Source organism: Nocardia suismassiliense (assembly GCF_900269665.1).
GTDB lineage: Bacteria > Actinomycetota > Actinomycetes > Mycobacteriales > Mycobacteriaceae > Nocardia > Nocardia suismassiliense.
In genome coordinates, this window is the sequence record NZ_LT985361.1 from 7,787,399 (window position 1) to 7,807,600 (window position 20,202).

At 65.8% G+C, this 20,202-nt stretch carries 23 protein-coding genes; 8 read left to right on the forward strand and 15 right to left on the reverse strand.

From position 1 onward, the window contains the following. Positions 1-12: 12 nt before the first annotated feature. The 3 genes from DBO33_RS34740 to DBO33_RS34750 all read right to left on the reverse strand — a co-directional run bounded on the left by DBO33_RS34740 (position 13) and on the right by DBO33_RS34750 (position 2,728). On the reverse strand, positions 13-1,161 hold the full coding sequence (locus DBO33_RS34740) for a hypothetical protein (protein WP_107658818.1): 1,149 nt from the start codon (positions 1,159-1,161) through the stop codon (positions 13-15). Positions 1,162-1,275: 114 nt separating this feature from the next. After that, complete coding sequence (locus DBO33_RS34745) at positions 1,276-2,169, reverse strand: EamA family transporter (protein ID WP_234391211.1); 894 nt, start codon at positions 2,167-2,169, stop codon at positions 1,276-1,278. A gap of 124 nt (positions 2,170-2,293) precedes the next feature. Beyond that, positions 2,294-2,728 carry a MerR family transcriptional regulator gene (locus tag DBO33_RS34750; RefSeq protein WP_107658820.1) on the reverse strand — a complete coding sequence of 145 codons (435 nt, stop codon included), beginning with the start codon at positions 2,726-2,728 and terminating at the stop codon, positions 2,294-2,296. 64 nt (positions 2,729-2,792) lie between these two features. On the opposite strand from DBO33_RS34750, the gene DBO33_RS34755 reads away from it, so the two are divergent. After that, positions 2,793-3,686: an NAD(P)-dependent oxidoreductase gene (locus DBO33_RS34755; protein ID WP_107658821.1), complete on the forward strand. Its 894-nt coding sequence runs from the start codon at positions 2,793-2,795 to the stop codon at positions 3,684-3,686. A gap of 9 nt (positions 3,687-3,695) precedes the next feature. On the opposite strand, the gene DBO33_RS34760 is transcribed toward DBO33_RS34755, so the two are convergent. Then, a complete protein-coding gene (locus DBO33_RS34760) occupies positions 3,696-4,025 on the reverse strand; it encodes a plasmid stabilization protein (protein ID WP_107658822.1) in 330 nt (109 codons plus the stop codon). A gap of 64 nt (positions 4,026-4,089) precedes the next feature. Then, a complete protein-coding gene (locus tag DBO33_RS34765; RefSeq protein ID WP_107658823.1) occupies positions 4,090-4,437 on the reverse strand; it encodes a hypothetical protein in 348 nt (115 codons plus the stop codon). A 149-nt stretch (positions 4,438-4,586) separates the two neighbouring features. Here DBO33_RS34765 and DBO33_RS34770 point away from each other — a divergent pair, with 149 nt between their 5' ends. Both DBO33_RS34770 and DBO33_RS34775 read left to right on the forward strand, forming a co-directional pair. Continuing rightward, positions 4,587-4,997: a pyridoxamine 5'-phosphate oxidase family protein gene (locus DBO33_RS34770; protein WP_107658824.1), complete on the forward strand. Its 411-nt coding sequence runs from the start codon at positions 4,587-4,589 to the stop codon at positions 4,995-4,997. A 65-nt stretch (positions 4,998-5,062) separates the two neighbouring features. Next, the gene (locus DBO33_RS34775; RefSeq protein ID WP_107658825.1) at positions 5,063-5,434 is read left to right on the forward strand and encodes a helix-turn-helix domain-containing protein; all 372 of its coding nucleotides are present in this window, start codon (positions 5,063-5,065) and stop codon (positions 5,432-5,434) included. Between the two features lie 4 nt (positions 5,435-5,438). On the opposite strand, the gene DBO33_RS34780 is transcribed toward DBO33_RS34775, so the two are convergent. Both DBO33_RS34780 and DBO33_RS34785 read right to left on the reverse strand, forming a co-directional pair. Further along, positions 5,439-6,032 carry a ClpP family protease gene (locus tag DBO33_RS34780; RefSeq protein WP_107658826.1) on the reverse strand — a complete coding sequence of 198 codons (594 nt, stop codon included), beginning with the start codon at positions 6,030-6,032 and terminating at the stop codon, positions 5,439-5,441. A gap of 2 nt (positions 6,033-6,034) precedes the next feature. Next, a complete protein-coding gene (locus tag DBO33_RS34785; protein ID WP_107658827.1) occupies positions 6,035-6,637 on the reverse strand; it encodes a ClpP family protease in 603 nt (200 codons plus the stop codon). Between the two features lie 113 nt (positions 6,638-6,750). Between DBO33_RS34785 and DBO33_RS34790 the strand changes: the two genes are divergently transcribed. Then, positions 6,751-7,236, forward strand: coding sequence for a GNAT family N-acetyltransferase (locus DBO33_RS34790; RefSeq protein WP_107658828.1), 486 nt, complete (start codon positions 6,751-6,753; stop codon positions 7,234-7,236). 129 nt (positions 7,237-7,365) lie between these two features. Here the strand turns inward: DBO33_RS34790 and DBO33_RS34795 are convergent, their stop codons facing one another. Beyond that, positions 7,366-8,226 carry a helix-turn-helix transcriptional regulator gene (locus DBO33_RS34795; RefSeq protein WP_107658829.1) on the reverse strand — a complete coding sequence of 287 codons (861 nt, stop codon included), beginning with the start codon at positions 8,224-8,226 and terminating at the stop codon, positions 7,366-7,368. Positions 8,227-8,327: 101 nt separating this feature from the next. Here DBO33_RS34795 and DBO33_RS34800 point away from each other — a divergent pair, with 101 nt between their 5' ends. Further along, entirely contained in the window at positions 8,328-9,077 is a 750-nt protein-coding gene (locus DBO33_RS34800) for an SDR family oxidoreductase (protein WP_107660850.1), read from the forward strand. A 59-nt stretch (positions 9,078-9,136) separates the two neighbouring features. Here DBO33_RS34800 and DBO33_RS34805 read toward each other — a convergent pair whose 3' ends face one another. The 3 genes from DBO33_RS34805 to DBO33_RS34815 all read right to left on the reverse strand — a co-directional run bounded on the left by DBO33_RS34805 (position 9,137) and on the right by DBO33_RS34815 (position 12,916). Then, positions 9,137-10,771 (reverse strand): peptide ABC transporter substrate-binding protein, encoded by a 1,635-nt coding sequence (locus tag DBO33_RS34805; protein ID WP_456093890.1) that lies wholly within the window; start codon positions 10,769-10,771, stop codon positions 9,137-9,139. A 115-nt stretch (positions 10,772-10,886) separates the two neighbouring features. Next, positions 10,887-12,608: a thiamine pyrophosphate-dependent enzyme gene (locus DBO33_RS34810; RefSeq protein WP_107658830.1), complete on the reverse strand. Its 1,722-nt coding sequence runs from the start codon at positions 12,606-12,608 to the stop codon at positions 10,887-10,889. Positions 12,609-12,643: 35 nt separating this feature from the next. Next, positions 12,644-12,916 carry a GlsB/YeaQ/YmgE family stress response membrane protein gene (locus tag DBO33_RS34815; RefSeq protein WP_107658831.1) on the reverse strand — a complete coding sequence of 91 codons (273 nt, stop codon included), beginning with the start codon at positions 12,914-12,916 and terminating at the stop codon, positions 12,644-12,646. Positions 12,917-13,270: 354 nt separating this feature from the next. Between DBO33_RS34815 and DBO33_RS34820 the strand changes: the two genes are divergently transcribed. Both DBO33_RS34820 and DBO33_RS34825 read left to right on the forward strand, forming a co-directional pair. Beyond that, positions 13,271-14,023 carry a PIG-L deacetylase family protein gene (locus DBO33_RS34820; protein WP_107658832.1) on the forward strand — a complete coding sequence of 251 codons (753 nt, stop codon included), beginning with the start codon at positions 13,271-13,273 and terminating at the stop codon, positions 14,021-14,023. Next, a complete protein-coding gene (locus DBO33_RS34825; RefSeq protein WP_107658833.1) occupies positions 14,020-14,634 on the forward strand; it encodes an SAM-dependent methyltransferase in 615 nt (204 codons plus the stop codon). Before DBO33_RS34820 ends, DBO33_RS34825 begins: the two co-directional genes overlap by 4 nt. A gap of 5 nt (positions 14,635-14,639) precedes the next feature. On the opposite strand, the gene DBO33_RS34830 is transcribed toward DBO33_RS34825, so the two are convergent. Further along, the gene (locus tag DBO33_RS34830) at positions 14,640-15,221 is read right to left on the reverse strand and encodes a TerD family protein (protein WP_107658834.1); all 582 of its coding nucleotides are present in this window, start codon (positions 15,219-15,221) and stop codon (positions 14,640-14,642) included. A 118-nt stretch (positions 15,222-15,339) separates the two neighbouring features. Further along, positions 15,340-15,774 carry a MarR family winged helix-turn-helix transcriptional regulator gene (locus DBO33_RS34835; RefSeq protein WP_159080680.1) on the reverse strand — a complete coding sequence of 145 codons (435 nt, stop codon included), beginning with the start codon at positions 15,772-15,774 and terminating at the stop codon, positions 15,340-15,342. 204 nt (positions 15,775-15,978) lie between these two features. Between DBO33_RS34835 and DBO33_RS34840 the strand changes: the two genes are divergently transcribed. Next, on the forward strand, positions 15,979-17,403 hold the full coding sequence (locus DBO33_RS34840) for a pyridoxal phosphate-dependent decarboxylase family protein (RefSeq protein WP_107658836.1): 1,425 nt from the start codon (positions 15,979-15,981) through the stop codon (positions 17,401-17,403). 14 nt (positions 17,404-17,417) lie between these two features. On the opposite strand, the gene DBO33_RS34845 is transcribed toward DBO33_RS34840, so the two are convergent. After that, the gene (locus DBO33_RS34845; RefSeq protein WP_107658837.1) at positions 17,418-18,077 is read right to left on the reverse strand and encodes an RraA family protein; all 660 of its coding nucleotides are present in this window, start codon (positions 18,075-18,077) and stop codon (positions 17,418-17,420) included. Positions 18,078-18,284: 207 nt separating this feature from the next. Beyond that, on the reverse strand, positions 18,285-20,126 hold the full coding sequence (locus DBO33_RS34850) for a sugar-binding protein (protein WP_234391212.1): 1,842 nt from the start codon (positions 20,124-20,126) through the stop codon (positions 18,285-18,287). Positions 20,127-20,202 lie beyond the last annotated feature (76 nt).

Here is a 20,202-nt window from a genome sequence, read left to right on the forward strand (position 1 = left end):
AGATCCTGAACCTCACATGAACGACGACTCTTTGGTCAACCCCAAAGACTCGTCACCACCAGTGATGATCGGCTGACAGTTACCGACCCCGCTCGCACCGGTGGAATCAATCACCCGGACCACGGTGTCGCGGATCTGGTGTAGACGGCGAGCGGATTCGTAGGTGGAGCAGTCCTCGATCCGCTCGCCGTCCACGTGCAGACCCGGCCCGAGCCACGAACCGTGGTGGCGTCCGTCGAACCCGAAGTAGAGTCCGGCACCGAGATGGAACCCGGTGTCCGACATGGCTTCCAGGGTCAGCACCCGCTCGGTGCCGTCCTCCGTGATGGCACGGATCAACCCACCACGCAGTCGCCGGTTGTCCGGGTCGAAGGACAACTCGGGCACCAGATCCTTCCACTTCTCGAACCGTCCGTCCGCGTGCTCCACCCCACCCATCACCGTCTTGCTGAAAAACCCGTCCATCTGCACGATTTGATAGTGCAGGTGCAGCCCGTACCGTGACCCGTCCGCACGAGTCAGCAAAATCGGCGCCCAGATCATCCGGAACGAAACCTCTGGCGGCAGATCCATCGACTCCACATCGCCGGGCGGCACCCCGACGTCATACCGCACACCCCACGAGTGATCCCTGGTCGACACCCAATCGTCGAACGTGGTCCGCTCCCCGTCGATACTGACCCACCCTGAGGCAGTACCGATCTGGTGATAACGCACCAGATCCGACATCACCCGATACCCACGCCGCAGGTGTGTGCGATCCTCGAGCTGCGCGGGCAACGCAGCCTCGAACAGCCAATCGAAAGCCACAGGCTGGCAATCGTTTTCCGCTAGCCGGAACCGAATCTTGCGCAGCGGCTCCACGATCTCGTATTCGATCGGGCCCACGGACAGCGCCTCCGGCGTCGGCGCGAGGGTCCGGCTCCCCCGCACCGTGACCTGCTCGACGCCCCGCGAGATCCCCGCGTACCCGTCGAGCACATTGCGATTCTTGTACTGCCCCAAGCCGAAACCCAACTGCACCGACCCGTCCGGCGCACACGCCATCGCGCACACCTTCTCGGTCCACGCCAGGTCACTGGTGCCGACCGTGGCCACGGTATCGATGATCTGATGGTTGAAACCTTCGTCGGCAGCGCCGAGCGGTCCGATCGGATTCACACCGCCCGTCGTAACACGGTGCGCGCGCCCAGGTCGAGCACCGATCCCGCCCACCGGAAACCGCCGCCCACAGGCGGGCGCCCATGGGACTGCCAGGTGCAGAACTGCTGCCCCTCAACGCTTCTCAGCGGTACGCGTCGCACCCGCGGAAGCAGCCACCACGCAGATAACTCCCACCCACTGCGGAATATTCATGAACTGACCGAGCACGACCAACCCGGCCAGCGCCGCGACCGCCGGCTCCACACTCATCAGCACCCCGAACACCCGAGGCGGAATCCGCCGCAACGCCTCCAGCTCCACCGAGTACGGCAGCACCGACGACAGCATCGCCACCGCGAATCCCATTGCGAGAACTGCGGGTTCGAGCAACGCACTGCCCGCGTCGACCACCCCGAGCGGCGCCATCAGCACCCCGCCGAACGCCATCGCGATCGCCAGCCCACCTCCACCACTGGTCTGCTCGCCGAGCGCCGCACTCAACAGAATGTAGGACGCCCACAACACTCCTGCCCCGAACGCCAACAGCACCCCGACTCCGTCGACCGCCCCATCGACCTGGGTCAACAGCACCACGCCACCCCCGGCCAGCAGCACCCACAGCGGATCCGTCCAGCGCCGCGAGCCACCCAACGCCACGGCCAACGGCCCGAGAAACTCGATCGTCACCGCCATCCCGAGCGGTATCCGATCGATCGCCGCATAGAACAGCAGATTCATCACCCCCAGCACCGCGCCACACGCCAGCACCACCGGCACCGCCTGCCGCCCGACCCGCAGCGCGGACCGCCACACCACCAGCAAAACCACCCCGCCGAACACCAGCCGCATACTGACGGCACCCGCAGCCCCCGTCGCGGACAACAACTGCTTGGCCAGCGCAGCCCCCACCTGCACACTGACGATCCCCGTCAACACCAACGCGGTAGGCGGCACCCCACTGAGCCCCCGCTCGACCACTCCCCGAGCCCCACCCCCCATCCCCACCCGCTCGACGTCGATCGCCACCCCGACATCCCCTCCCTCCACTACCCATCATCCGCACCCTCCCCCTGTCCGGATACCCAGAAAACATAGGGGTACGGACCCACCCCACTTGACGCGAACGCCCGCTACGTCGAGAACACCTGCGTTACACCGACTCCGCCCGGATCGCTTGCCGTGCGGGCAGGTTCGGCCGGTCCTCCGCAGGACAGGCATCCACCTGAATGTCGTCCGGCGGCGTCGCCGCGATGATGGCCGCCAACGTGGACTTGGCGGCTTCGAGATCCGCTATGGCACGGGCGATTCGGTCGTGCTCGCGATAGAGGTCGGGTAGCATGTCGGGGCAGGCCGGTGCCAGGCCGGCACCGGTATCGACCATGCACGGCAACAACTCGCCGATCGTGTGTGTCCCGAGCCCGGCCGACAACAGGATGCGGATGTGCTGGACGGTGTGCACGTCACGCGCGCTGTACTCCCGGTAGCCACTGGGCCTGCGCTCCGGCTTCAGCAGGTCCTGTTCCTCGTAGTAGCGCAGCAGGCGAACACTGACGCCGGTTCGCTGGGACAGAGCTCCAATGCGCACGTGTCGATCACCACATCGCCTCGAGGTTGAGTCTCACATTATGTGAGACTCTAGCGTTTTCCGTATGACAGCTCCGCAATCGACCAGTTCCGTCACCGTCGTCGGCCTCGGACCGATGGGCATCGCGCTTGCCGAAACACTACTGCGGCAAGGACATTCGTTGACCGTATGGAATCGGACGCCTGAGAAGGCGGACGGCCTCGTCGCACACGGGGCGCACCGCGCGGCGAGCATCACCGAGGCGATATCCGCAAGCGAAGTCATCCTGCTGTGCCTCAAGGACTACGACACCATCTATGACATCTTCGACGCGGCCGACCACGCGCTGCGGGGCAGCGTCCTGGTGAATCTGAACTCCGGCACGCCGACCGAGGCGCACGCGGCGGCCGCGTGGGCGGCGAAGACAGGCGCCGCCTACCTCGACGGCGCGATCATGGTGCCGCCCTTCCTGGTCGGCAATCCCGAATCCGTTTTCCTCTATAGCGGCCCCCGACAGATCTTCGACCAGCACCACGCGGTGCTCGCGACGCTCGGTGACCCCCGTTACCTCGGGGCTGACACCGGCTTGGCCGTCCTCTACAACACGGCGCTACTCGACCTCATGTACGCAACCATGAATGGATTTCTGCACGCCGCAGCACTGGTCGGCTCCGCGAATGTCGCCGCGGAAACATTCGCCGAACTCGCACTCGACTGGTTCGTGCCCTTCGTGGTGACTCCGTCCCTCGTCGAGCAGGCACCCAACCTGGACAAGGCAAATTACCCCGGCGACTTCGGCACCATGGAAATGAACCTGAACGCGCTCGACCACATCACCCGCACCAGCGTGGAACAGGGCATCCAGCCCGACCTCCCACAACTGATGCGGGCTTTCGGCGAGCGCGCGACTGCCAAGGGCTACCGCACCAACAACTATTTGGCCGTCTTCGAGATATTCAAGCAGTCGTCCGGCGCGTGATCACGGCTGCTAGGACCGCCCCAGCGCCTTCTCGAGCTGCCCCTTGTTCATCTTCGAGCGCCCCTTGATACCGCGCTGACGGGCCTCGTTGTACAGCTGGTCGCGGGTCATCCCCCGTGGTCCCTTACGACCGGACCGCTGCCCGCCCCGGCTCTGCGGGGACTTGTCCCGCACCGAGGACCGGCTCGCCTTCTTCGACTCACCGGACTGGGCACGATTCTTGTTGACCGTACGAGCGGCGATTTCTTTCGCCCGCTTGGTGCTCGCACCGCGGTCCTCGGCCGAGTCCTTGATGTGCTCGTACTGCCGTTCCCTTTTGCCACTCCACTCTTTCGGCATGTCACACCTCCTGGGCATCGAATACCCAGGCATCAACAGGCAAACCTGCTGTCGGAATTTTCGGTCAACGGCGGCGTAGCCGGACTCTGCCGGTCCGGCCGCCGATCGGCGCCGAACCCTGCTGTTCGCTGGTGAGCGCGAGCATGGCCAAGCCGGTATCGCGGATCAACATGTCCAGGTCATCGACCAGAGCGGTGATGGTGTCGCGGAGCTGGGGTTGGGTCGCGGGGTCGAGTGCGTCGAGGACGTGATGCAGTCGCAGACCCACATCGAACAGGTGCCGGACCAGCCGGTCGCCGACATCGGCGAATTGCGCGTTACCGCCGAGGGTTTCGAATAATAGGACGGATCGCTGCGGGCGGTGCACACGCGTGGAATTGCCGGTGTAGTCGAGTCGCGCGGAATCAGGCATGTCCTCCTCCTCCGTTGGTAGGTGGGTCGACGCCTGCGAGCCGCACTTCGGGACTCGAAGCAGATCTTTAAGTTTAGGGTTACTTAAGCAAATTTCGCTATCGCGTCCATGCCCCGAAACCGATCCGCAACAGGTGGGACAATGAAGACATGCCCGCCAACCACGCAAGCGAGACGCGTGCGCTGTCGGTAGAAGAATCTCTGGCTCTGCTCCACAGCGTCTGCTTCGGCCGCATCGCGTTCTCGCGGCACGCCTTGCCCGCGATCCGGCCTGTCCGGCACACGGTTGTCGACGGCTGCATTGTGATCGCCGCCGACCCGGCGATGATCCGCACCTTGCACCGACAGGTTGTCGCCTATGAGGTCGACACCATCGATCACCAGACCACGCTCGGCCGGTGCGTGATCATCACCGGCGTCGCCGACACCGTCACCGACCGTCAGGAACTCGCCAAATACCAGGCGCACCTGCAACCGTCGGCCGCACCGGACAGTCAGTTGATCGTCATCGATCCGGACATCATCACCGGCATCGAATACGTCGGCAGCAACGGGGCATGACCGAGTTTGTCTGCCCTGGGTGAACATGGTCCGGGCCGGCGCGGCGGGGTGTAAGACTCGTCGGTATGGCAGCAGAAGAGGATGGCGTCGTAGTCGATCTCGATGCACGCCGCCGTGGCGAATCCCGCAGCGACCGGGTCGAAACGGCGTCGCCGCTGCTGCGCGCCGTCTACGGCGAGGTGCTGCGCGACGAGCGGCTGGATCAGGACCGCACGCTGGCCGATGTGGCCACCGAAGTCGGCATGTCCAAGCAGTACCTGTCCGAGATCGAGCGGGGCCGCAAGGAAGCGTCCTCGGAGATGCTGCGTTCGATCTGCCTCGCGCTCGGGCTGCCCGTCGAGTCCCTGCTTTTTCGCGGTGCTCGGAAACTGGGCGCACTGCGGCAACTGCACCGCCGCCCGGTCTCCGAGGCGCGCGTCGAGCTGCTGGCGGCCTGAGCCGTCAGTGGTCGCGGGTGAAGATCAGCTCGTCGGCCAGGCCGTACTCCACCGCCTCCTGTGCGGTGAACACGCGATCGCGGGCGGTGTCCTTGCGTAGCTGTTCAACGCTCTGACCGGTGTGCTTGCTCAGAATGGCCTCGGTCTGCGCACGCACCCGCATCACCTCCGCCGCCTGCAGCGCGAGATCCGAGATGGTGCCCTGCCCCTGCGCCGACGGCTGGTGCAGCAACACGCGGGAGTGGTTCAGCACGTACCGGCGCCCCGGCGTGCCCGCCGCCAGCAGCACCGCCGCGGCGGACACCGCCTGCCCCATGGCGTAGGTCTCGACCGGCGTGCGCATGAACTGCATGGTGTCGTAGATGGCCAGCATCGCCGTGTTCGAGCCGCCCGGCGAGTTGATGTACAGACTGATCTCGCGATCCGGCGACTCCGACTCGAGGTGCAGTAGTTGCGCCATCACGACATTCGCGACGCCGTCGTCGATCTCGGTGCCCAGGAAGATGATTCGGTCATTGAGCAGCCTGCTGAAGACGTCGAAGGAGCGCTCGCCGTTCGGCGTGCGTTCGATGACATGGGGAATCGTGTACTGGGACATGGTTACAACCCCGCTCGGTGTGCGTTGGTGAATGGTGCGATCTGCGCGAAGCTGGCGGCGATCTCGTCGACGATGCCGTACTCGCGCGCCTGCTCCGGCGTGAACCAGCGGTCCCGGTCGCTGTCGATCCTGATCTCCTCCAGCGAGTGTCCCGTCTCCGCGGCGAGAATCTGCTCCGACTGCAGCTTCATGTACTCCAGGTTCTCCGCCTGGATCGCGATGTCCATGGCGGTGCCGCCGATGCCGGCGGACGGCTGGTGCATCATGATCCTGCTGTGCGGCAAGCTGATTCGTTTACCTTTGGTGCCCGACGCGAGCAGCACCTGCCCCATGCTCGCCGCGAAGCCGACGGCCACGGTCACCACGTCGTTCGGGATGAGCTTCATCGTGTCGTAGATGGCGAGGCCGGCGAGCACCGACCCGCCCGGGGAGTTGATGTAGAGGACGATGTCGCGCTTGTCGTTCTCACTGGCCAGCAGCACCAGTTCGGTGCACGCCCGCTCAGCCATCGCGTCATCGACCTCACCGGTCAGTTGGATCGTCCGATGCCGGAGCAATCGGTCGGCTAGTTGGCCCCGGTAGTCCAGGTGCGATGTTTCGATCATTACTCAGGTCTAATGCCATTCGAGCACCGAACGCCCCTGTGTCTGCCGACAGCAGACCCGTGAGGGGGAATCGTTGACCTTCCCGCACCGGCCGGAGTTGTTATGGTGCGCGAATGACAGAGGGAGTTGCGGTCGTGCAACTGCGGCCGGCCCGCCCGGCGGACGTAGTGACCATCGCGCAGATCTGGTACGCGGGCTGGTGCGACGCGCATCTGGGGAACATCCCCGACGAGCTGATCACGGCCCGTCCGCGCGAATCCTTCGATACCCGTGCGGCACAACGGGTCCCGGACACCACCGTGGCGACGGTGGGTGACGCTGTCGCCGGGTTCGTGATGGTGCACGGTGACGAGGTCGATCAGGTCTATGTCTCCGGTGACCACCGCGGCTCCGGCGTCGCGGCAAGCCTGCTCGCCGCCGCGGAGAGCCGGGTCCGCGCCAACGGTCACCGGCAGGCGTGGCTGGCCGTGGTGCCGGGCAATACTCGGGCCCGCAAGTTCTATGAGAAGCACGGCTGGTCCGACGAAGGTCTGTTCGTGCATGAAGCGCCGGGCCCGGTCGACGTACCCGCTCATCGCTACATCAAGCGCTTCGACTGACGTGGCGGCACGTAACCGAGCTGTCTGATCCGCGCCGCCGGACCGCTACCGAGGGACGGCCTGGTCGAGCAACGGCGCGCGACCTCTGGACAGCCGACTCGACCCGATAGTCCACTGCCGAGCCGCGTACTAATCGAGCGACGGCGCGTTCGAGTCCCGCACGACCGGTTCGGCGGTAGCGCTTATGGTCCCGAGCAACGCCAGCGCATGCTCGGAATCGGAGCCGAGCTCGGCGTGATAGGCGATGAGAATCTGCCCCGGCGCACCGTTGACGGACAACGTTTCGTAGGACAGTGTCAACTCGCCGACCATCGGGTTGCGGAAGCGTTTGGTGCCTGCGGTCTTGCCCCGAATGTCGTGGCGCGCCCACAGGCGGCGGAAGTCCTCGCTCTTCAGTGACAGCTCGCCGACCAGTTCGGTCAACCGAGGATCATCGAGATCGCCTGCGGTGGCGCGCAGACTCGCTACCGTCTCCGCGGCGTGCATCGCCCACTCCGGATAGATATTGCGCGCCTCCGGATCGAGAAACATCATCCTGACCTGGTTGACGCCCGGCGTCAAACACGAATTGACCGCAGTGGCAAGCGGATTCGCAGCGAGCACATCCAGATACCTGCCGAGCACCAGCGCGGGCGTGTTCGGCCACGTCTGCAGCAGCGCCAGCAGTCCGGGACTCACCCGCTCGGGCCGCTGCGGCGCGCGCCTGCGCCGCACCACCGGGCGCGCCAGCTCACGCAGATGGGCGGTGCCCTCCTCGTCGAGCGCGAACACCCGGGCCAAGGCGGCGATCACCTGCTCGGACGGATGCTTGTCCCGGCCTTGCTCCAGCCGCACGTAATAGTCGGCGCTCATCCCCGCGAGCATCGCTACTTCCTCGCGACGAAGCCCGGCCACGCGCCGCTGGCCGCCGCCGGACATCCCGAAATCCGCCGGACCTACCAGCTCGCGCCGAGCCCGGAGAAAGGCGCCCAGTCGGTTGTCGGAGTCCATTCATCGAGGGTAAGCCAGGGCTGAGCCAGCTGGGTGGCCCTCTCACTACCAGGAAGTCCGCACCCTGGCACGAGGCCGTGACCAGCACCAATGTTGTGGTCATGACAAACAACCTCACCGGCCGCGTCGCGGTCGTCACCGGTGCGTCCAGTGGAATCGGCGCCGCCACCGCACAGCGGCTCGCCGCCGACGGCGCGAAAGTCGCGCTGCTCGGACGGCGCAAGGATCGGCTCGACGAGTTGGCCGCCGAGATCGGCGGCGCGGTGCTCGCCGTCGAGACCGACGTCGCCGTGCAACAGTCGGTACTCGACGCCGCGGCGACGGTGCGGGCAGCCTTCGGACCGGTCGACCTCGTCGTCGCCAACGCGGGCGTCATGCTCGCCGCACCGTTCGAGTCGGCACACACCGACGAGTGGGACCAGATGGTCGGCACCAACATCAACGGATTGCTCTACACGGGAATGGCTTTCATCGACGACCTGCTCGCCGCAGCGAGCAACGGCGACCGCGCCGACCTGGTCCACGTCGGTTCCGTCGGCGGGCACATGGTGTTCCCCAACTACGGCGTCTACAACGCGACCAAGGCGGCGGTCGCGCACCTGACGCGCAACCTGCGCGGGGAGTTCGGCCCGCGCGGCGGTCGCGTGCAGAACGTCGAACCCGGCTTCGTCACCACCGAACTCGGCGCGGGGATGCGCGACGATGACCAGAAGGCCGGCCTCGCCGAATGGCGCGGTCAGCTGGAAACCCTTGTCGCCGAGGACATCGCGGACGCCATCGGTTACGCGGTCGCTGCTCCGACACGGGTCAACGTCGCCGAGATGATCGTCGTGCCGACCCAACAGGGCTGAAAGTGCAAGGCCCGCTGACGCATTCAGCGTCAGCGGGCCTCGGTTCATAGTTCAGCGCACTACTTCTCGATACCCTCGAAATCCCACAGGCCACTCCAGGTGAGTTCGGCCTTCTTCACCTTTTCCGACCGGCCCGCGGCGGCCATGTAGTCGAACATCGGGATGTCGGCCATGTCCTTGAACAGCAGCTCCTGCGCCTTGGCGGTGATCCGGTAGGACTCCTCCAGGGTCGGCGCGGCCAGCGCGGCATTCAGCAGCTCGTCGAACTCTTTGCTGTCGTAGGTGACGCTGTTGGTTCCCGAGAAGCTGTAGTACTGCGAGGTCAGGAACTGCAGCATGGTCGGGTAGTCGCCCTGCCAGCCGTGCCGGAACGCCTTACCGATCGTCTTACCGGTGATCGCGTCCCTGATGTTCTTGAACGTGGGGTACGGCGCGCCGATCGCCTCGATGCCGAGGGTGTTCTTGATGCTGTTCGCCGTCGCTTCGACCCAGGCCTGATGGCCGCCGTCGGAGTTGTAGGCGATCTCGTAGCGGCCCGACCACGGGGAGATGGCGTCAGCCTGCGCCCAGAGCTTCTTGGCCTCCTCCGGGTTGTACTTCAGCAGTTCGTTGCCGGGCAGTTTGTCGCTGTACCCGGGCAGGGTGCGTGCGGTGAAGTCGAGCGACGGAATCCGGGTGCCGTGGAAGATGTTCTGGCAGATCTGTTCCCGGTTGATCGCCATCGAGATCGCCTTGCGCCGCAGCACACCTTCTGCACCGCTGAAGTGCGGGACGTTGGTCTGGATGCCGAGCGCCTGCTTGTACGCGATCGGCTTCTTGATCGCCCGATCGCCGAGATCCTTTTCGTACGAGGCCATTGCGGTGTCCGGGATGACGTCGAGCGCGTCGAGATTGCCCGCCTGCAGATCGGCGTAGGCCGTGTCGAAGGACTGGTACATCACGAACCGCAGACCCTTGTTCTTGGGCTCGCGGCCACCCTTGTACTCCGGGTTGGGCACCAGGTCGATCTGCACGTTGTGCTGCCACGCGCCCTGGCGCGCGAACTTGTACGGGCCGTTGCCGATCGGGTTCTCGCCGAACGCCTTCAGGTCCTTGAACGCGGCTTCGGGCAGCGGATAGAACGGTGCGAACCCGAGGCCGACCTCGAAGTCGATCGAAGGCTGCTTCAACGCCACGGTGAAGGTGCGGTCGTCGACCACCTTCAACCCCGACATCGTCTGCACCGTAGGCTTTTCCGCCTGCACATCATCAAATCCGATGATCGGCGCGAACACATAGTTCTGCAACTGCGCGTTGGTGGCCAGCGCACCGAAGTTCCAGGCATCGACGAACGACTTCGCGGTGACCGGCGAGCCGTCGGAGAACTTCCAGTCCGGCTTGATGGTGATCTTGTAATTCTTGCGGTCGGACGACTCGATCGACTCGGCAAGCTCGTTGTGCGCCACACCGTTGGCGTCGTAGTACTTCAGCCCCGCGAACAACCGGTCGACCACGCGGCCGCCCATATTTTCGTTGGTATTGGTGGGTATCAACGGGTTCTGCGGCTCGCCGCCGTTGACCGTGACGATGTCGGCGTCGCCACCCTCATCCGACGAGCATGCGGTCAGCCCTAGGCTTGTGGCCATCAGTGCTGCCGCGAGCAGCGCACCAGCTCTTGTGAATCTCACGCGTTCTCCCGATTTCGAACCGGCCATCGGGGCCCCACCCGATCGCCTTGGAATGTCCTCGGACACTAACCATTCCGGCGTCGGTTGTCATGGGATCCACCGATGATCGGACCCGCGGCGGGCCGCCGCGGGCGCCGACTTCTTATGTCCGGCTCTCCAGCGTCTCCTTGACCTTGGCGATGGCGAATCCCCAGGCCTGGTCGAAAGTCGGTTTCGGGGGGATCGAGATCTCGTCGGGGTTGGTGACGACATCGAGCAGCACAGGCTTGCGCTGGGCGAAGGCCTCCGCGACCGCCCCGTCCAGATCATCGGGATCGGTGATCCGCCGCGACTCCAGGCCCATCGCCTGCGCGACGGCGGCGATATCCGGATTGTCGAGCACGGTGCCGAACTCGGGCAGGCCGCCTTCTTCCTGCTCCAGCTTCACCATGCCGAGGCGGCCGTTGTTGAACACCACCAGCGTGACCGGCAGATCGTAGGTGACCGCCGTCCGCAGGTCGCCGAGCAGCATCATCAGGCCACCGTCGCCGCAGAAGGCCACCACCTGACGTTCACGATCGAGAATCTGCGCGCCGAGCGCCTGCGGCATCGCGTTGGCCATCGACCCGAAGTTGTAGGAGCCGAGCAGCCGACGGGTGCCACGCAGGCTGAGGAATCGGGACAGCCACACCGTGGACATGCCGGTGTCCGAGGTGAAGATGGCGTCGTCGGCGGCGTGCGTATTCACCGCGGCGGCAACCGCTTCCGGACGGATCAGCTGATCCGGATTGTCCAGATGCTTACGGATACGGCCGAGGAATTTGCGATCGTGCTTGGGCTCGGCCAGCCGATCCTGCAGTCCGGACCAGCGCTGATACTCCGTTTGTGCCTTCTTCAGGTGCTTGTCCGAGGACTTGGCGTCCAGTTTCGAGAGCAGTTCGCGCAGGGTGGGACCCGCGTGACCGACCAACGCGACATCGACCGGCGTGCGGCGGCCGATGTGGTCGAGCCGGGCGTCGAGCTGGATGACGGTCTTGCCGGTGGGATACCAGTCCCGATACGGGAAGTCGGTGCCCACCATGAACAGCACGTCGCAGTCCTCGAGCGCCGAGTTGGCGGCGGGATTGCCGATCAGACCGGTTTGGCCGACCGCATAGGGATTGTCGTGCTCGAGGCCTTCCTTGGCCTTGATGGTGAGCACCATCGGCGCGGAGAGCTGTTCGGCGAGCCGCAGCACCTCCTCGCGCGCCTCCCTGGCCCCGATGCCGACCAGCAGCGTGACCTTGTCCGCCTTGTTGAGGGTGTCTGCGGCCTGCACGATCTCGGCCGCGCCGGCCATGATCGTGCGGTCGCGGGCGACGAATCGGGGGCGCTCGTCGGAGTCCAGCTTCAGACCGCCGATGTCACCCGGAATGGTCAGGACACTCACGCCCTGCCGGGACACCGCCGCGTTCACAGCCTGCTCCAACAGCCGCGGCATCTGCGCGGCGCTGGTGACGGTGGCTGTGAACTCGGAGACGTCGCGGAAGACCGCGTCGTTGTCGACCTCCTGGAAGTATTCGCTGCCCATCTCGGAGGTCGGCACCTGACCGCAGATCGCCAGGACCGGTGCGTGCGACTTCTTCGCGTCATAGAGACCGCCGAGCAGATGGATCGAGCCGGGGCCCACGGTTCCCATACACACCCCGATGGTGCCGGTGAGCTGGGCCTGTGCGCCCGCGGCGTACGCGGCGACCTCTTCGTGTCGCACGCCGATCCATTCGATCCGGTCTTCTCGGCGGATCGCGTCGGTAATCGGATTGAGTGCGTCGCCGACGACGCCCCAGACCTGGGTGACACCCTGGTCGGCCAGCGCAGTGACGATCATTTCCGCAACAGTGGTCATCGTCGGCTCCTCCTCCTAGTCAGTCGATTCGGCGATCAGTGCGACACGCGTCGTCCGGTCACCAAATTGACCAGGAACAGCAGGATCACCGCGCCACCGATGCAGGTGAAGAAGCTGAACCACAAACCGCCACCCTCGACGTCGACGCCGAGCGCCTTCAGCAGGAAGCCGCCGAGCAGACCGCCGACGATGCCGACGACGATGTTCAGCAGAATCCCCTGCTGAGCGTCCGTCTTCATGATCTTGCTGGCCAGCCAGCCGGCGAGGCCGCCGATGATGATCCATCCGATGATCCCGAGACCCAGCATGATGTCCTCCTGACGTTGGTTCTGGCACGCCGGAAAAGAACGCGCTGCGGCGGTCATACCCCTCGCAGCGCAGCCCAAGCAGCGCCGCGAGCTTCACCACATCGAGACTCGCTGACCGTTTGCTCGGGTCGTCGCCGGGTAGCCGAGTCCAATGAGCGACTCCCGTCCGCGCGACAGAGTCCGTAATTTGCTCGCTGACCGGCAGGAAGATGCCGTGCTCGGCGCTGGTGTCGGCTACGGCGGTGCGCTCTGTGCAGCTACTGCTGCTTGGGTTCGCTGCTCATTTGCGGCAAATCCATTTTCCGTATCGCTCCGAGCGCAGGAGTGTCTTACGACGCCGACCGAGGAGTTCTCATGGTTGCCGAACCACTGATCGATCTCGCTGCCCTGGGCACTCCCGAGCGCACCTGGGCTCGCTGGCGCCAGCGTCGCCCGGAACTCTCGCTGACCGGATGGCGGCACCTGATCGTAGTCGCGCCACACCCCGACGACGAGGTGCTCGGGGTCGGCGGGCTGATCGCGCTGGCTCGCTCGCGCGGTCTGCCGGTCACCGTCGTCACGGTGACCGATGGTGAGGCGTCCCATCCGGGCTCCCCCACCTGTTCGCCGTCCGAACTCGGCGACCTGCGGGTGCAGGAATCGCGCCGCGCAGCCCAGGAACTGAATGTCGACGCACCGATCCGGCTCGGCATCGGCGACGGCCGGGTAGCCGCCGACGAAGCCGCGGTCACCGACGCACTGTCGGACATCCTCACGCGATGTGGCCACACGGGTGCCTGGTGCGCGACCACCTGGCGGCGCGACGGTCACCCGGACCACGAGGCGGTCGGGCGGGCCACGGCCGCGGCCTGCGCAGGCACCGCGACTCGACTGCTGGAATTCCCGGTCCGGATGTGGCACTGGGCAACTCCGGAACACCCGGTGGTGCCCGCCAGCCGCGCCCGGACGTTGACCTTGCCGGGGTCGGCGGTCGACGCCAAGGTGCGCGCGCTGGCGCAATTCCGCAGCCAGATCCTGCCGATGTCGGACGATCCCGCCGACCAGCCGATCCTGTCGCCCACGGTGCTCGACCGGTTCACCGGCAACACGGAAACGTTCTTCGTATGAACGAGACCGGGCTGGCCGCGGACTATTTCGAGGACATGTACACCCACGATCCGGACCCGTGGGGCTTCACCACCGACTGGTACGAGCAGCGCAAGCGCGCACTCATCATGGGAGCGTTACCGAAAGCCCGCTACCACAACGCCTTCGAACCCGGCTGTTCGATCGGCACCCTCTCGGTGGAGCTCACCGAGCGCTGCGATCGACTGGTGTGCACCGACATCGCGGCCCAAGCCCTCGACTCGGCCGCCAAACGCATCGATCGATTGCCCGAATCCCTACGCGGCGCAGTCGAATTCCGGCGCTGGGCACTGGGCGAGCAATGGCCCCACGAGCATTTCGACCTGATCGTGCTCAGCGAGGTCTGCTACTACCTCGACTCCACCACCCTGCGTACGGTTTTCGGGCAGGCAGTGCAGCACCTCGAATCGAACGGCACGCTGCTGTGTGTGCACTGGCGCCGAAAGGTGCCCGAGTACCCGCTGTCCGGTGACCACGTGCACGCCATCGCCCGCACCACCCAGGGTTTGACGGCGCTGGCGGGCTATCACGACGAAGACCTGTTGCTCGACGTCTTCACGACGGGCGACCCCATCTCCGCCGCGACCCCCTGACCTCGCTACGCCATGGCGAAGCGCAGCAGTGCCTGCTTGTCGCCCTGCTTGATCTTGCCCTTACGGTTCAGCACTTCCAGCTGCCAGGTGGTGCCGGAACGGAACGCGCGGGCAACGGCATTGGCGTTGTCCGTGCCGAGCAGGGACGGCCAGATGTCGGCGACCTGCTGGCTGGTGCCGCCGCTGGCGTCGTAGACCTTGAAGCTGATGTTGTTGGCCTTCTCGAACGAACTGCCCTTCTTGAAGGCCACCGCGACGAAGATGATGGCGTCGATGCCGCCGGGCACGTCGGCGAAGGTGACGTGCACTGTCTCGTCGTCGCCCGCGGCGGCGCCGGACCGTTCGTCACCGCTGTGCAGCACGGAGCCGTTGCCCAGCGGGTCGAGCGAGTCGAGCCCGGCGAAGCGGACCGGCTCGGCGCCCTGCATGAGGATGGCGATCAGGTCCAGGTCGACGCCTTTCTTGCGGCGCGCCCAGCCGAGCGCCCCACCGCTGGCACCCGCCGACGGATCCCAGCTCACTCCGACGCTGAGCTTGGTGACGCCGGCGAGATCTGCGGCGCCGTCTTCTTTCTTGAGCGTGATCATGGGTTCAGATTAGCGGGGGTTTCGTAACTTCAAGCGCCGGAAAGATTCTCATTCGGCTAATGGGCGACAACACAGGCAACCGTGAAATCTATTGATAGCAAATGGCTCTCGCCGATGCTCACGCGCTGGATGTGGCTTTCGACAGCAACCGGTGCAGCTGACGTTGCTCCCTGGCCGACAGCCGGCGCAGCGGCAGATGCCGGGTCATCGCGTCGACCAGCTTTTCGCGCTGCGTCACGCCGGCGACGGTGAGCGCCACCACTTTCACGCGTTTGTCGTCCGGGCCGGGTAGTCGCTCGACAGTGCCGCGTTTCTCCAGCTTGTCGATGATGAAGGTGACCGTCGACGGATCACTGCAGGTGCGGCGGGCGAGCTCGGACATCGAGGGCGGCGTCGCCGTCGGGGTGAGGTGCCAGAGCACGTTCGCCGACGGCACGGTGAGGTCCAGGTCGCGCAGGACGCTGACGAGGGCGGCGTCGAGCTGGTCGGAAACCGTACGGAGCTCGGCGAGCAGGCGATAACCGAGGTCTGCTTCAGGCAGGTCCGTTGTCACGGACCACAGTGTAGACAGCTACTTGAAGTCTCCTATGAAGTTACTTTGACACTCAAACCTCGAACCGGCGTTTTCGGCTGTCGTACCGGTTGCGCGGCGGCCGCAGATGACGAGCAGTCCCGGCGCGTCTCGATCGCCGCGCGGGCGGATCACCTTGGCCGACTGGCTATTTACAAAGGCGGCCGGCGCGCGGTTCGGTGGGGCATGGCTGATCCGTTGAAAGAACAGAACGTCGCGGCGCACGCGTTGGCATTGGTACAGGAGGCCGCGGGACCGTACCTGGACAGCCTGCCGGAGCGCCTGGTGCACGACGCCACCCACGACCCGCTGATCGACGACCTCGGCGGTGCGCTGCCCGAGCACGGCGACGGCGCGCTGGCGGCGATCGAGCAGTTGCTGGCGGTCGGCACGCAGGCGTCGGTGCACTCGGCCGGGCCGCGCTTCTTCCATCTCGTAGTGGGCGGGGCGACACCGGCGGCGCTGGCCGGGGACTGGATAACCGCACTGCTGGACCAGAACTCGGGACTGTGGGTTACCTCGCCGCTGGCGTCGCGTACCGAGACCGTCGTGCTCGGGTGGCTCAAGGATCTGTTCGGCCTGCCGCAAGACTTCGGCGCGGTGCTCACGCCCAGCGCCACCTTCGCGAACCTGACCGGGCTGGCCGCGGCCCGGTACTGGTGGGCCGATCGGCATGGGGTCGACGTGGTCGCCCAAGGATTGGCCGGCCTGCCGCAGCTGCCGGTGCTCACCAGCGGACTGGCGCATGCCAGCACCCGCAAGGCCTTGCAGATCCTCGGCTGCGGCCGAGATACCCTGCGCACCTTCGTCCGTGACGATGCCGGACGGATCGACCTGGCGGCGCTGGAGCGGGCGCTGATCGAGCTCGACGGCGCGCCCGCGGTGATCGTCGGCAACCTCGGCGAGGTGAACACCGGCGACTCCGACCCCATCGATGAGCTGGCCGACCTGGCCGAGCAATACCGGTCCTGGCTGCACGTGGACGGCGCTTTCGGACTGTTCGCGGCGGTCTCACCACGCACGGCGCACCTCGCCCGCGGCGTCGAGCGCGCGGATTCGATCACCGCCGACGGCCACAAATGGCTGAATGTGCCGCAGGAGAGCGGGTTTTCGTTCGTCAAGGACAACTCGGTGCTCGGCAAGACCTTCGGCGGCTGGGGTGCCGCCTATCTGCCGACCCTCGATGACGAGCAGGTCAGCTACAACATGCATGGTCCCGAATCCTCGCGCCGTGCACGAGCATTCCCCATCTGGGCGACACTGCGTGCTTATGGCCGTGCGGGTTATCGCGACATGGTGGAACGTCACCTCGATGTGGCCGCCCACCTCGGCCGGGTTGTCGACGAGGCACCCGACTTCGAGCTCTTGGCACCGGTTCAGTTGTGCGTCACCTGTTTCCGCTACCGTCCGCCGGGTGTGCCGGAAGGTGAGCTGAATGCCCTCAACGCTCGGCTCGGCGCGGCCATTCTCGACGACGGCCGCGTCTACGTCGGCACCACCACATATCGAGGCATGACCGCGTTGCGGCCGACTTTCGTCAACTGGCGCATCACGGAGCCCGAAGCCGACCTGCTGATTCAGGTGATTCGCGAAATAGGGCCTGGGCTATAGGCTTTCAGCGCTGATCAAGCCAAGAACTGCAGGGACGAAGGCGCACCGTTGCGGAGCGCCTCGGTGTGTGCGGCGACGTTGATCGCGTCGCTCAATGTCGCGCCCGCGTCCAGTTTCGCGATCACCCCGGCCTCGGCATCCTTGACGGCCGTCGCGGCGTCGACGAGGTGCTCGAGGCGAGCCGGATCGATGACGATGACCCCCTCCTCGTCGGCCAGGATCACGTCGCCGGGCGCCACCGCGACGCTGCCACAGGTCACCGGAACCTGTAGCTCACCGAGCTGAGCGGTGGTGCCCGCCATGGGTGTAATGAATCGGCTGTAGATCGGCAGCTCGCAGCGGCGCACATAACCGATGTCGCGGTATCCCCCGTCGATGATGATTCCGCCGAGCTGCCGGACCTGCGCGCCGCGCGCGAAAATCTCGCCTGCGAAGGCGATTTCGCTTCCGTCGCCGTCTACGACGATGACATCGCCTGGTGCGGCGGACTCGATCGCCCGCAGTACCGCGAAGAAGTCACCCTGGCAGCGCACGGTGAACGCGGGTCCGAGGATCCGCACCTCGGCCGACCGTGCCCGAATCCCGGTGTCCATCACCCGCATCGACTTGTCCGCGTCGCACAGTGCGGTCGTATCGACAGAGTGAACCTTCGCGACAAGTTCGTCGGTCAGCATCGGCGCCGCCCCTTCGAGGCTCGGAGTGTCCAGTCCCCCAAACCTTACTTCCCGGACCACGTCCGAGTGGCTGTCTCGACAGTGCCCGGAAGTTGCGGTTGGGCTTGGATGTTGAACGATTCAGGGCTGCGTGCCAGCAGAAACTGTGCCTAGTGCTCCCAGGTTGCGCGGAACGAGGTCCGGCTTGGAAGTCCGCACGTCGGCTGGCTAGCGTGCGGGTTCGGGTCTTGGGTTGCCCGCGATCGGTATTCCGGTGCGGCGGGTTTGGGCCAGCGAGGCGGGCGAGTCGGCGCTTCGGGCGGTGGTTCCTTTAAACAACTCCCAGGCCCCCAGAACGGACCAGATATCGGATTCCGTCCTTTTGTTTGAAAAAAAAAAAAAAAAAGTGAGAGGGCACAACAGGCNGGGGGTGGGGTGTGCTCGGTAGTCGGCGAGGGTTGCGGTGCCCCAGACGTAGGGGTCGGCTTGGGCGCTGCCGAATGGTGACCAGGCCAGACGGGTTCTGCCGGTTTTGTCGTCGGTGTCGGAGTCGTAGACCAGGATGTTCATCGTGAACCGGGTGGGATCGACCGGTTCGGGCAGCGCAGTGAGCGGGATTTTCACCTCGACCGAGTAGCCGTGGTACGGCTCCGTGACGTGCGAAGCCACCTGCATCCCGGGTAGCGGTGCGCCCTGGTGGTTGTCAGCGTCGCGCTCTGCGGCCGGTCCGCCGCGGTTTGCGGTGTACGGCAGGATGCCGACTTTGCAAGTGGTCGAGGTGTCGTCGGAGTTGCCGCTCGGGTCGATGGCGATCTCGACCGAGTCTGTGCGCCAATGCCTTTTGATGTCGTCGGCTTCCAGTGCTGCACCCTCGCGGTCATCGGTGACGTTGACCAGCACGTACAGGTCGTCATGATGTCTGGAAAGCTTTGCAGTTGCCGCACACCCACCGCCGCCCTGCCAAAGAGCAAGCGGCAGTTCAGGTCCCAGATACTCCCCGGGCCCCTCGATGCCGTTCAGGATCGGCGCGATCACCACCGCCGGGACGACGGTGCTCGGGTTCGGTGGATAGTCCGGCTGGACCCGGTTGGCCAACCACGGCAACCCGGTTCGGTCGGCCCACTCCGCGAACTCGGCGTACCGCGGTTTCAATCCGGATTGCCGATGCGCCGGCACCTCGACGAATCGCCCGTCCTCGGCCAGCACCGTGAACCACTCGGAACCGAGCTGATCCGGGTCGGTCGGTACCTGCGCGGGCTTCGCGGCGAAACCCTGTGTCAGATATAGCCGAGTGGCGTCACGTTCGACCTGCGCCCAGGTCGTCTTGTGTGCGCGCGAGCGGACACCGGACCAGACGCCGATGACCGGCAACCCGGTACCGGGATCGGCGCGCCGCTGTTCGGCTGCTTCTGGTCCGAGCAACGAGCCGAACCCGTAGTTCTGCGCGAGCAGCCTGGTCGGCCGCCACACCGGCAGTCCCTCGCCGGTGAGCTGTTCCGGATACGCCTGCCGATCACCTGCCAGCCGGAACGCCTCGATACCGAGCCGCGCCGAAAGTTGGTGTCCGCCATGCTGATCGAACGGCCGAGGGTCCATCACCACGATCGTGTGCGGTGTGGTGAGCCGGACCAGCCGCACCAGCCTCGCGAGGGTGTCCTGCTCGTCCCATACGCGCGCGGTCAGCGGCGCGGACAGGGTGTACCAGAAGTCCGGTTTGTCGAGGTAGTAGATGTTCTCGATCCCGGCGAGGGCGTTCGCCGTGCGTTCCTCCGTCTCGCGGATCAGCCCCAGCTCGGGTCCTTCCGCCAGCCCGACGGCATTGCCGCCGCCTTCGCCGCGCGTGACCGTGACGACGCCGGTGGTCCAGCCGAACTCGTCACGCCACCGCCCGAACGTGGCCAGGTTGCTCGACTCGTCGTCCGGATGCGCACCGACGAACAACACGTCGGTGTGCGCCGGATCTGCGCTTTCGACGCCGGCCGAGGAGCGGTCCGCGACCAGCCAGGTGGCGGCCAGCCCGGCGGCGAGGACGGTACGGCGGCGCAGTTTCGCCTCGAAGCCTCCCGCCACTCGAACCTCCAGTCGCTTGTTCGCACGTCAGTGCCGAACATAGGCGAGGGAGGCGGAGAGGCGAGCCTTGGGTGGC